Genomic DNA, 12,309 nt, shown 5'->3' with positions numbered 1-12,309 from the left:
CAGTCCGGTTGTTCCGGTTCCGGTCGTTGGTACTTCAAAGAACACTTCGAGCGGAATGACGGCACTTCCGGTTTCATGGTCGCTCACTATGACGACGAATACCTAAAGGTCAATGGCCAATGGCTTTTCGCGGTTCGCTCTCTGGTCTTACACGATCGACAAACCTCTGGGGCCGAAGATGAAACTGGGCCGACTCCGATAGTTGACCCTCTCGGCCCTGAGGTCTCGACGGCGACTGGTCAGAACGACCGCTAGTCGTGCCGGACTTCATCGAAGAACTCGGCCTCGAACCGGGATCGATTGCAATCGTCGGCCCGGACTCCAGGCTGACATGGGCGGCAGTCGATCTCGTTCTCAACCGGTGCGCCAACGCACTTTTGCAGGCCGACTTAGGGGCATCTCGGCGGGTTGCCGTATTTGCAGAGAACTCCTGTGAAACAGCCATGGCCCATCTTGCTGGCTTGTTTGGTGGGGCGTCGACTGTTCCGGTGAACTTTCACCTCACGTCCTCAGAAGTTGCCTACATCCTCCGGGATTCGCGCACAGAGGTCGTCTTCGCGGGGCCGGAAACGGTTGAGTGGGCAGTCGAGGCGGCGCGGCTTGCTGAGGTATCGACCGTTGTCGCGTGGGGGGATTGTGAGACCTCAGGCGCTCTGTCTTGGGACGAGTGGCTTGAATCCGGCTCGGATTCTCCGCCCCCTGATGATGTGCGTCCCCTACCGAACATGTTGTACACCTCAGGTACAACCGGAGTCCCTAAAGGAACGGAGCTCCCTCCGACCATGTTCGCTGGGGGTTCGACAATTCGAGAACACCTTGAAAACGTGAGGGAGAACAGGTTCGCGAAACTCGGGACCCACCTCGTCCTCGGGCCGATGTATCACACAGGCCCGCTGAGTGGGATGCGCTCGCTGTTGGCCGGGGTGCCATCAATCGTGACAGGACGGTTTGACGCTGAGGAGACGCTGCGTGTCATCAGCGACAACCAGGTCGAATCGACGCTAATGGTACCGACGCATTTTGTTCGACTCATCGACCTCCCGTCCAAGATTCGAGAGCAATACGACGTGTCCTCGATTCGGCTTGTCGTCCACACGGGATCGAAGTGCCCGATTGAAGTGAAGCGAGCCATGATCGAGTGGTGGGGCCCGGTCTTTGTGGAGGCATACGGAGCGACAGAGGTAGGCACTACTTGCTCGATCACGAGCGAGGAGTGGCTTGAACACCCTGGTTCTGTTGGGCGGGCTGTCCCACCGTTTACTCCATTGGTCGTGGACGATCAGGGCGAAGAGGTCCCGTCAGGGACAGAGGGTCGGCTCTTCTTCCAAGACTCGACTGGCCGCGGAGTTGTGTATCCGGGCGATCCGGCTAAGTCTGCCGCAGCACACCTAAAGCCAGGGGTCTTCACTCTTGGTGAGCTTGGCCATATAGACAGAGACGGCTATGTCTACATTGGTGACCGCGTTTCGGACATGGTCGTCTCGGGTGGTGTCAACCTTTACCCGGCTGAGGCCGAGCAGGTACTCATTGGTCACCCAGACGTAGCGGATGTTGCCTGTATCGGCGTTCCGCACCGCGAGATGGGTGAGGAACTCAAGGCCCTTGTGGTTTTGTCGGATCCTGAAAAGCGGGTAGACGAGAGCGAGATTCTTGGGTACTGCTTGCAGCGGCTTTCACATCACAAATGTCCGCGTACGGTCACCTTGGTTGAGGATCTTGGTCGGACGACCATGGGAAAGATCGACAAACGAAAGCTTCGTTCACCGTGGTGGGACGAACCGGCAACGACCTCAGACTGAGGAGCGGGACGGTCCAGCGGGTGAGTCCCGGAACATCTCTTCCGCGTCGAATCCGATTCGCTGGTCGGGAGTGATTTCGATCACGACCCGACCAGGGCTGTCTAGGTGTTTAACGAACGCAGCCTGAGCCTCGTTGGTCTCCGGTCGGACTTTGGCAGCTAGGGCGGGGTAGAACCATCCGGTAGTTGCAGCATCATCCAACACTCTTGCGTTGCCCTTGTAGGTCACCGTCTGGCTGATTCCGATGTCGGTGCCTCGGCTGGAGATCGCCAAGGCGACTCTTGGCCTACGTTCCACCGCGGGTACCCGTTTCCGACGTCGAGTACAGGTAACCCAGAACCGTCCTTCGTGGAAGACGAAGTTCATGATTACCCCAACCGGTTCACCTGCGGTGGTTGTCCACATAAAGGTGCATTCGGTTTGCTTAGAGAGCAGTACGGCTTCCCGATCGTCGTCTAGGTGGAACTTCGACACGTCTTCGTAGCTGTCGACATAATCGGTTCCGCTTTCCGGTTCGGTCATTTCGTGCTCCTTGCCCATCCCCCGAAACAGTGGGGAACCCCTTGGCATCAAACTAATCAACTGGTTAGTTTGCAGAAATGTACATGAGATGTGAGGAACTTCCGGGGGCTTCTCGAGTTGGCTAGGGCCTTTCGCTTCGCCTGTCAGGCATACGCGCCGTCGTCGAAGGCCGAATGGCTAGACACCGCGCGGCGTGTCGAAGACTTGGGTTATTCCACTTTGCACGTCGCGGACCACTACTTCGGTCCTGGTCTTGCCCTGGAGGAAGCCAGGCACCCGCTCCAGACGGTTGCTGCCATACCCGCAATGACTGCAGCAGCAGGGGTGACGGAATCGCTCCGAATCGGCTGTCGGGTCCTCTGTGTCGACTATCACCACCCCGTGGTACTGGCCAAGGAGCTCGCCACAATCGACCTGTTCTCAGATGGTCGTCTTGAGCCAGGTTTCGGAGCTGGTTGGGCTGGGTCGGAATACGAGGCACTCGGGATCCCGATGGAAGCGCCTGGCGTCCGGATTGAACGCCTAATCGAAACGGTGGAGTTCACCCGGGAGTTCTTCTCTGGTGCGGAACTTTCGTTTCATGGAGCACATGTGACTGCAAGAAACATGCGGGCCGTGCCCGCTTCGGTCCAGCCGGATGGTCCCCGCGTCATGGTGGGTGGTGGATCACCACGGGTGCTCAAGGCCGCTGGTCGTATTGCTGACATCGTGTCACTGAACTTCGACAACTCAAGTGGCCGGATCGGTTCCGACGGCGTGCGTTCGGGCAGCTCAGACCAGACGTCAAAGAAGATCGACTGGGTTAGAGAAGGAGCCGGAGAACGATTCGGGGACCTCGAGCTTGAGATAGGCGCCTACTTCACGTCGGTCACTCACAACGCACAATCAGACACAGAACTTGTAGCGCAGAGGGTTGGTGTGGCGAGTGAAGATCTGCGAGACCACCCCCACGTGCTTATCGGCTCTGTCGAAGAGATCGTGGAGCAGCTTGAGAGCCAGCGAGAGGTCAACGGCATCTCATACGTGACTGTTGGCGCAGCGGTTCTCGAAGACTTTGCGCCCATCGTCGAACGGTTGGCCGGCCGATGACTCTGGTGGCCGCAGGGCTATCGCCAAAGGTGCAAAAGATGGAGGAGCTCAGATCATGACCGGTGCCCATTCAGACCTTGGTGACTTCGACATCTTGGACCCGGAAGTCCAGCAGTGTCCCCACCTGTACTACGCGGCCATGCGCGAGTCGTGTCCCGTATTTCTCGCCGAAGCAGCAGGAACCGAGTTTTATCTGATCAGCAGACATGAGGATGTCATGCGGGTCCTGATGGACCCTGGGACGTTTTCTTCCAAGTTCGGGCGTTCTGGCCTTCCGCCGAGCAAGGAAGCAGTCAAACGACTTATTGAGGTACAGGAGGAATACGGGGCCTATCCCCGCCGGGACACCCTCTTGACGGTCGACCCGCCGGAACATACCCGGTATCGGAAACTCGTAAGCCGTGCCTTCACTTCACGTGCCATAGCTGACCTCGAGCCGTTCATCCGGAGTCGTACCAATGAGTTGATAGACCGTTTCCTTCCCACTGGTCGTTGTGAATTCGTTGAGGAGTTCGCGGTACCGCTTCCGGTGGCCGTCATTGCTCGGGCTCTCAACGTTCCCGGTGATCGGCTGGAGGACTTCAAGCGTTGGAGCGACGATGCGGTTGCCGGCACTGGGAGAGAACTCACAGTCGATGAGCAGGTCGAGTGTGAGAAATCAATCATCGAGTTCCAGCACTACTTCGCCGAGCAGTTGGATCAGCGGCGTGCAGAACCCCGTGAAGACATCCTGACAAACCTGGTCCAAGCACGTATCGACATACAGGAGGACCCTGACCTGCCCGACGAACCGCTGTCCACCGAGGAGATTCTCAGCATCCTCCAGCAGATACTCGTCGCGGGGAACGAGACCACGACGAAGCTCCTAGCCGAGGCGATGCTCCTCCTCAGCGAGCGGCCAGAGGTCTGGAATCAGTTGCAGACCGACCCCACGATGGCGGGTCGGGTTGCCGAAGAGAGCCTGCGTCTTTCATCTCCCACCCAGGGGATGTGGCGGATTGCCACACGTGATGTTGACGTAGCAGGCACAAGTATCCCCGCTGGCTCCAGGGTCGTGATCATGTACGCGTCCGCCAATCGTGACGAGACGCTGTTTCCCGATGGAGACTCGTTCGAGCCGAATCGGGACAACCTCTCGCAGCACTTGTCCTTTGGGAAAGGCAACCATTTCTGCCTTGGGGCAAGCCTTTCCAGGCTTGAAACCACGGTTGCGTTGGAAGAGCTCAGCCGACGGATCCATTCCTTCTCCCTAAGTTCTGGTAACGAAATCCGGTATCAACCCAGCTTCATGCTCCGCGGGCTGAAACGGCTTGACCTCGAATTGACGACGTCGTGAACCACCTCCGTCAGTCGAGGGAGACCGATTCCCGAGTGGCGCTACTACGTATCCCAAGAACTATCGATCGCCGTCCCGAGGCGTAAGGCATCCTCGTGGACCCAGCGGACATCTTCCATTTTGGTTTCTTAGTTGACGACCTTCCACAGGCAATGAAGGACTGGGGATCGACTCTAGGTATCAGTTGGGCTGAGCCAGCCGAGGTTCCCAACCAGCCGGTTTGGACCCCCGAAGAAGGACAACTTTCTGTTCCACTTCGTTTCGTCTACTCAACGGAGGGGCCGGTCCACGTCGAACTGGTCGAAGGACCTGATGGGAGCATCTGGGACAGTTCGCAAACGTCGGGCATCCATCACTTTGGGGTATGGGTCAACGACATTTCAGTCCGAGTACAGGGCCTTCTGGATCATGGAGCGACGCTTTTGGCAGCAGCGCGCCCACCCTCTGAGAGCTTTGGAAATTTTGCCTATCTCGAAACCCCAGCGATCGGAGTCATCGAACTGGTGTCCCTTGGTGTCCGACCCCGTATGGAGGCGTGGTGGGCAGGCGCGACCTTCGCCTGATCAACTACAACTAATGCTTCGACCTCGCTCGCAGATTTGCGGCTCAAGCCTTCGGCGCCTTCTCTCATGATCGGTTCTGCACCGTTTCCGGTCAGCCTGAATGACCTGACCACAGAGGTGCTCTCCAGGGCTCTCGGGGTCGAAATCCTGGACTTCGAGGCCGAACCACTGGGCCTAGACCGCGGAATGCTGTGCGAGCTCTTTCTCCTCGACCTCCGATATGGCGATGCAGCGCATGGCCCGCCTCGCGTGGTTGCGAAGTTCAGTTCCTCCCGGGAACTGGTGCGAAGTCGGGCTCTGGCCGTAGGCATCTACGAGAGAGAGTTGCGCTTCTTTGACGTTTTGGCGAACCGCACTCCGATGCGGCTGCCAGACGTATATGCCTCCTGGTACGACGCCAAGAGTGCAGAGTTCCTGCTTCTCCTCGAGGCGATCGAGGCGGATGTCGAGGTGGACCAACTCAACGGGATTGACGCCGGTCGAGCCAAGCTGGTCATCCGGGAGATGGCCTCGCTTCATGCGAAATGGGCAGGTGACCCGGAGATCGAGGGCCTCGAGTGGCTCCCCACCTTGGGTTCACCGGATCGTCGTAGATCTCTGGGGGATCATGTCCGCAACGGCTGGAACCCTCTCGCCGAGATGATCGGACCCGGTTCGGATCCGAAGATTTCGGTTGCGGGGGAGTTGTTAGAACGGCGACTCGACGAGGCGCTGGCTAATAGCCGCGGGTGCCTGGCGACCCTGATCCATCTGGACCTTCGACTCGACAATCTGTTGTTTTCGCCTGATGGGACCACGGTGACCGTCATCGACTGGCAAGGGGTAGGCGTCGGACCTGCTTCGTGGGACCTCGCCTATTTCATCTCCCAGTCGCTCACCATCGAGAACAGGCGGAACCACGAGAAAGAGCTCCTGGACCTCTACGCGGATGTCGTGAGGACGCTGCAACCGGGCTTGGATCCCGTCGAGCTAATGGTCGGGTATGAGGAGGCGATGTGGTACGGCCTGACGATCGCGGCCGCACTTATGGTTGTCGGAGACATGGACGAGCCACGGACCCGACTCCTAGCCGAGACTATGGCGCTGAGAGCGTTGGCCGCCCTGGACGACCATGGGCAGTTGGAGGCAGAACTTCCATGAACCGTCCAAACGTGCTCCTGTTGTTGGCGGATCAAGAGCGCCAGAGGGACTGGCTTCCCAACGGCCTGGAACTCCCAAACAGGCAGCGCCTCATCGATGAGGGCCTCGAGTTCACCCGCTACTACACACACACCTCGCCGTGCTCTCCATCACGCGGGACCTTGTTCACTGGCGGTTATATGCCCGTCCACGGTGTGAACGAGAACTGCATCGAGCCGGCCAACGGCGAACTGGGGACTGACGCGGACACCTTGGGCAAGATCTTTCGCGAGCAGGGCTACTACACGGCCTACAAGGGAAAATGGCACCTCACTTTCGAGGCGTATCCAGACATGGACGCCTACGGCTTCTCGGACTGGGAAGGAAATGACAAATCGTTCTGGGGCCAGGCAGGAAGTGGAACGGAGTTCGACGGGCCGATAGCGACTTCGGCTGCTGATTGGATCCGCAACTCGGCGCCCTCAGATCAGCCCTGGTTCCTCGCAGTGGGTTTGGTGAACCCTCATGACGTCATGTGGTATCCGATGGACCAACCCTGGTATCAGGAGTCCAATCCCCTTCATTTCGAGTCGGTGCGAGACCGACACGCCAAGCGGGACTGGGGTCGCGATGACCCGCTTCCGGCGTTCGAACTCCCCTACGAAGAGTGGTTCACTGAGCTGCCGGCCAACTTTGACGATGATCTGCACACCAAACCGGACGTGCACCGACGCTTTCTCTACGAATCAAGCAAGTCATGCGGCTGGCTAGAACGTTCTGATACCGAACACTGGCTGCGCCAACTCGACTACTACGCCAAGTTGCATCAGTTGAGCGATGCGAACATCGGCCACATCCTTGATGCACTAGATGACACGGGAGGCTGGGACAACACCGTTGTCGTCTTCACCTCGGACCACGGCGATCAATGTGGTTCGCACGGACTGCGATCGAAAGGGCCCTGGAACTACGAGGAAACCATGAGGATTCCCCTCTACATCGTCGCTCCCGAGGTGACAGCGGCAGGCTCGACTACGGACGCGATGTTCAGCCATGTCGACCTAGCCCGAACCTTGGCCGGCTTCAGTGGAGCCGGAGAGGACCGTCTGGAGGGTTGGCCAGGTCGACAGATGAGCGGAGTCCTGGCCGACCCGTCGACTGACGGTCGCCCTGAAGTTCTCTTCGCGCAGGACTGGGCCTGGTACGACGGCCTCCTAGAAACCCGCTACGCGAGCCGCGGAGTGTTCGATGGCCGATTCAAGTACTGCCGCTACTACGGGATTGGTGGTTCAAGCACCACGCGGGGTACACCGATCACCTCAGCGAAACAAGTCGACCGAGATGCAGCCTTCGAAGACCACGAGCACGAGTTCTACGATCTCCAAGAAGACCCTCATGAGCTAGTGAACCTCGCCATGGACCGCGGCCGTCGCCAAGAGGTCCGGCGCAGGTTCGAAGACCTCCTCGAGCTCGAGCGTCAGGAGTTCAGAGACCGCTGAAGCCTGCGGAACAGTTAATCCGCCGGGTCAACCCAGGCGACTTACTCGGACTGGGATAGCGCTCTGTACGGCCATCCCGGTGATCGGGTCGGTGCCTCTCTCGTTGGAGACCAGTCGGTTCGTTGGTGAACCTTCCGTGCGAACGTCCTCGTCTGTCTGGGAAGCCGTTCCCCAGGCGTGGGACATCGAGACGACACCCTGTTTGACGGCGGGCGACGGTTCGGCGACGCCTTCGACGGCCCCGTTCGGCGACTCAATCCGCACGAGTTCACCTGCAGCAATACCCAGAGAGGCCAGGTCTCTCGGGTGCATGAACGCTGGGTTGGTCGTTCCCAATCGTGCTAGCCCCGGTAGTTCGCGTCCGAAGGAGTTCAGGACGTGCTTGGCCCGACGGCTGATGAGGCGATAGGGGAACTGCGCCTCACTATGGCCTCCCAGCAACCGGTCGGCTGAACTCCGCTCAGCCAAGACCTCTCCCAGTTCATGGACTACATCCGCTGGGCCGACATCGAGTAGGGCAGCGGATCTGCCTTCATCAGGTACGACCCGAACGCGGTCCGGGTGGATGACGCCCCGATTCTTGCGGATCTCTGCCATTGGCATTCTGGCGGACCCGTAGACGAGATCAAGTACCTCCTCGTCACCAATGCCCGGCTCGACGTCGTTGCCTGAGAAGGGGATGGCTCCGCCGGGAAGGTTTATGGGGCTGCCGTTTCGAGCAGCGATACCGGCAAACACCTCCCACTCCGCTAGGAGGTCGTCGTTCGAGTTCAGGATCGCCGGGGTGTAATTCGTGTATGGCGCTGGAAAGCGCCGATCCATGATGTGGGGCACGTCGGCTCGCTCGAGTTGGAGTCTCGGAGCAATGACGAAATCCGCGAGCTCGCTGGTCGGGCTCATGCGGTGGTCAATGACCACCAGAAGTTCGAGAGCTCTGAGTGCAGCAACGGTCTTTTTCTGGTCTGGCCACGCGACGACTGGGTTGCCACCTGAGACGATGAGCGCCCGGACTTGCCCTGGGCCATCGAGGAGGATCTCATCGGCGAGGGTGTTGGTCAGCATCTCGTCTGCCATGCCGTGCAAGTCCCGAACACGGTGTGCAGCGCCCGGCGCTGGATCCGATGGTGGCACTACTGCAGCGCGGCGCGTGTTCCCCGGGGACAGGAAATGGCCACTCTCAAGTTCGTCGCCAGCACGGTTCACCCGGCCGCAGATGGCGTTAAGGCAAAGGGCCAAATGTTCGGTCAACATCGAGTGTGGGGCCATATTCGGCCCGGTTCCGGTGCCGGCAGATCCGCGCTCGGCCGCCCCAAAGAGTTCTGCTGCCTCCGTAACAGCCTGAGCGTCGATCCCCGCCCGCCTAGCGACGTATCCAGGATCGAAGGCCTCTACCGCCGCAGTCAGTTCATCGATGTTGGATACGTGCCGGCTGCAAAAGGCCTTGTCGGCATAACCCAGTCGGATGACCTCTCTTATAAGTCCGGCTAGGAGCGTCGGGTCCTCACCCGGTTGGACTTGTAGCCAGATGTCGGCACTGGCCGCGAATTCAGTACGTCGCGGGTCCACGACAATTGTCTTCAGGCCTCGATCTTTCGCCTCCCGCAGAGCAACGAACGGGTTGGTTCCCTGTAGGCCTCCGGCTGGGCCGTAACTCGAGGCGAGCGGGTTGTAGCCGATGGCTAGATGAACATCGGAGTCAGAAAAGTTGTGCCAGCCAGCCTCCCAAGCCCCCATACGCAGGGCGGCCGAACGGTGGGCCGGCTGATCGATAGTGACGGAAGTGTAAAAGGAGGGCGACTGGAGACCTTCATGCCAAGCGGCGGCCACTGGCACAGCGGTCGAGTTCTGGTAGGCGCCCGTTCCCGTATAGCTGGCTACCGCCCGGGGGCCATGATCGGCAACGATCTGGTCGATTTTCGAAGCGATCTCGTCCAGGGCTGATGTCGAAGAGATTGGTTCAAAGGAGCCAGTGGGGGTTCGCCGAAGGGAAGTCCTGACGCGATCGGGATGATGATGATGGTCGGCGAGTTGTCGGCCCTTCACGCAGGTAAAGCCCTGGAAGAGAGGGTCTGAGCGATCGCCGCGAATGTCAACTATCCGGTCACCGTCCTCAATGTCGACGAGGACCGGGCAGGCCGCGTGACAGAAGCGGCAGAAGGAGGCGTGCCTCTCCACTCTCTGCTCTGGTGTTGCGCTCGGTCCGACCACCTAGACAAACTAATCGCCGGGTTACTTTTTGAATAGGCCATCCGACTGGGTGGATCATCGTTTTCCTGGCTTGGGCACATTCAAGATATGTGAGGATCAGAAGGCATGACGGTACGTGACCTCTTCGAGATGAACGGCCGAGTTGCCGTGGTCACTGGCTCGGGACAGGGGATTGGCCGGTCTATTGCGTTAGGCCTTGCCGATTTCGGTTGTGATGTCGTGTTGAATTCCCGGCGTATCCATGATCTTGAGGCCACTGCTGCGGAGATCGAAAAACGAGGGCGCTCGGCTCTGATAGTGCAAGGCGATATCCGAGATTTCTCCGAAACGCTTGCGGATCAGGCCATGGAGAGATTCGGGCACCTGGACATCTGGGTCAACAATGTCGGTGGGTCAGACGAGAAGACCACTAGGCGACTTGTAGAGACAAGCGATGAAGTATTCAGGTCCCAACTCGATCTCAACCTCACATCTGCCTTTCAGGGATGTAAGGCCGCAGCACCGCGGATGGGCGAAGCCGGTTCCATCATTAACATTTCCTCAGGCGCAGGGACCCGTGGCTCACCGTTCACCGGCCCCTATGCGGCCGCGAAAGCTGGGATGAACAACTTGACCCAGACCCTGGCCCTTGAACTCGCGCCGGCGATTCGCGTCAATGCCGTTGCACCCGGGCCGGTGGTCACCGAGGCATTCCGAGAGGTACTTAACGTTGACGACCAGTTGGACGAGATCCAGGCCACCATCCCCTTGGCTCGGATGGGCGTCCCAGATGACATCGCCGCGGCCGTGGTTTACCTCGCGTCCGATGCTGCATCGTGGGTGACCGGCCAACTCTTGTTGGTCGCGGGGGGGCGAACCCAACGGGCCCATCATTATCGACCGAGGCAGGAAAACGACTCTTAGAGGAGAGGATTGCGATCAGATGGGTGGATCCAGACTTGACGGAAGAGTTGCTGCAGTCTCGGGAGGGACTCGGGGCATCGGACGTGCCATCGCAGAGGCATTTCTTGACGAGGGTGCGTCGGTTGTCATCAACGGTCGGAGTCCAGAAAAGGGTGCAGCCGCTCTCGCTGAGATGAACGGTGGGGACCGAGTGGCCTTCTGGCCGGGGAGTGTGACTGATCAGGTAGTAGCCGAGGGGCTCGTTGACCACGCCGTGGAGACCTACGGTCAGATCGACATTCTGGTTTGCAACGCAGGTGGTGTCAGAGATACAGCCCCGGTGGTGGATATGTCTGACGAGGAGTGGCAGTACGAACTCAACCTGAATTTGAACCACACGTTCTGGGCTACGAGAAGGGCCTTGCGGTACATGGTCCCCCAGAGGTCAGGACGGGTTCTTGCCATCTCTTCAGTCGAAGGAAAGGTGGCTAAGCCCAACATCGCCGGTTATGCGGCGAACAAGCATGCGATCAACGGGTTCGTCAAGTCGGTAGCTCGAGAAGTTGGGGTAGAAGGGATCACTGTCAATGCCATCTGCCCAGGGATCGTGGTGACAGATATGGTCCACGAGCGGGCTGGACGCGCTCAGGGATTAGGCGGCGTCGACGAATTGGTTTCCTTCTACACGGCGCATACCGCTCTTCAGCGTCCGGTCACTGTGGGTGAAGTTGCAGCATTCGCGGTCCATCTAGCCTCTGATGAGGGTGCTGGCTTCAGCGGTGGGACCATCTCGCTTGATGGGGGAGACGCCTACTACTAGATCCCGGCTTCCCGCTAGGTCCTGGCTCCCGCCAACTTCACACTTTTTCTTATTAACTGACTAGTTACTTCTTGAAGACTGCGTCTGCTGTCACTAATCTGGGCAGAGGCCCTATTTGCTGGGATCCGATCTCGGGTTCATGGGGCCATTTAACGGGGGGAGCAGTTCGCTTCTCCGATTCATACAGAGGGGAAACGTCTTCATGTTGAAGCGACTCATTGTCATCTTCGCCGCTCTGGCGATGGTGGCCTCGGCCTGCGGGTCGGATGACGATGCCGCGTCTGGTGGTCAGAGCACCGCTACGACGGCGGCTCCGGCGGCTACTACGGCTGCGCCGGCGGCTACTACGGCGGCGCCAGCTGCTGAAGAGGCTGCTGCTGCGGATTCGTCTGATCCGATCAAGTTGCCGATTCACAACTGGTCGTCCCAGATCGCTGGCGTTTACGCCGTTGGTGCGATGTTGGAGTCGACG

Annotated in this window: 11 protein-coding genes; 9 read left to right on the top strand and 2 right to left on the bottom strand. The window is 59.2% G+C overall.

The window, feature by feature from the left end; genetic code table 11:
• Positions 1-257 precede the first annotated feature (257 nt).
• Complete coding sequence (locus MK181_04190) at positions 258-1,799, top strand: AMP-binding protein (protein ID MCH2418998.1); 1,542 nt, start codon at positions 258-260, stop codon at positions 1,797-1,799.
• Here the strand turns inward: MK181_04190 and MK181_04185 are convergent.
• The gene (locus MK181_04185; GenBank protein ID MCH2418997.1) at positions 1,791-2,321 is read right to left on the bottom strand and encodes a pyridoxamine 5'-phosphate oxidase family protein; all 531 of its coding nucleotides are present in this window, start codon (positions 2,319-2,321) and stop codon (positions 1,791-1,793) included. The two genes, MK181_04190 and MK181_04185, sit on opposite strands and share 9 nt — an antisense overlap.
• A 90-nt stretch (positions 2,322-2,411) precedes the next feature.
• Here MK181_04185 and MK181_04180 point away from each other — a divergent pair, with 90 nt between their 5' ends.
• The 5 genes from MK181_04180 (at position 2,412) to MK181_04160 (ending at position 7,927) form a co-directional block, all read left to right on the top strand.
• Complete coding sequence (locus MK181_04180) at positions 2,412-3,410, top strand: TIGR03621 family F420-dependent LLM class oxidoreductase (protein ID MCH2418996.1); 999 nt, start codon at positions 2,412-2,414, stop codon at positions 3,408-3,410.
• A 55-nt stretch (positions 3,411-3,465) separates the two neighbouring features.
• The gene (locus tag MK181_04175; GenBank protein MCH2418995.1) at positions 3,466-4,746 is read left to right on the top strand and encodes a cytochrome P450; all 1,281 of its coding nucleotides are present in this window, start codon (positions 3,466-3,468) and stop codon (positions 4,744-4,746) included.
• Between the two features lie 152 nt (positions 4,747-4,898).
• Positions 4,899-5,309: a VOC family protein gene (locus MK181_04170; GenBank protein ID MCH2418994.1), complete on the top strand. Its 411-nt coding sequence runs from the start codon at positions 4,899-4,901 to the stop codon at positions 5,307-5,309.
• A 66-nt stretch (positions 5,310-5,375) separates the two neighbouring features.
• Positions 5,376-6,449 (top strand): aminoglycoside phosphotransferase family protein, encoded by a 1,074-nt coding sequence (locus MK181_04165; GenBank protein ID MCH2418993.1) that lies wholly within the window; start codon positions 5,376-5,378, stop codon positions 6,447-6,449.
• The gene (locus MK181_04160) at positions 6,446-7,927 is read left to right on the top strand and encodes a sulfatase-like hydrolase/transferase (protein ID MCH2418992.1); all 1,482 of its coding nucleotides are present in this window, start codon (positions 6,446-6,448) and stop codon (positions 7,925-7,927) included. The genes MK181_04165 and MK181_04160 overlap by 4 nt, the downstream gene beginning before the upstream one ends.
• A gap of 27 nt (positions 7,928-7,954) precedes the next feature.
• On the opposite strand, the gene MK181_04155 is transcribed toward MK181_04160, so the two are convergent.
• Positions 7,955-10,102, bottom strand: coding sequence for a molybdopterin-dependent oxidoreductase (locus MK181_04155; GenBank protein MCH2418991.1), 2,148 nt, complete (start codon positions 10,100-10,102; stop codon positions 7,955-7,957).
• Positions 10,103-10,240: 138 nt separating this feature from the next.
• Here MK181_04155 and MK181_04150 point away from each other — a divergent pair, with 138 nt between their 5' ends.
• From MK181_04150 to MK181_04140, 3 genes are all read left to right on the top strand, one after another.
• Positions 10,241-11,038, top strand: coding sequence for an SDR family oxidoreductase (locus MK181_04150; protein MCH2418990.1), 798 nt, complete (start codon positions 10,241-10,243; stop codon positions 11,036-11,038).
• 19 nt (positions 11,039-11,057) lie between these two features.
• Positions 11,058-11,837 (top strand): SDR family NAD(P)-dependent oxidoreductase, encoded by a 780-nt coding sequence (locus MK181_04145; GenBank protein ID MCH2418989.1) that lies wholly within the window; start codon positions 11,058-11,060, stop codon positions 11,835-11,837.
• Between the two features lie 202 nt (positions 11,838-12,039).
• A partial coding sequence (locus MK181_04140; GenBank protein MCH2418988.1) for a hypothetical protein occupies positions 12,040-12,309 on the top strand: 270 nt, incomplete at its 3' end.

Source organism: Acidimicrobiales bacterium, assembly GCA_022452035.1.
Taxonomy (GTDB): Bacteria; Actinomycetota; Acidimicrobiia; order Acidimicrobiales; family MedAcidi-G1; genus UBA9410.
The sequence above is the reverse complement of the archived record's forward strand: the minus strand, read 5'-3'. Positions and strand labels throughout refer to the sequence as shown.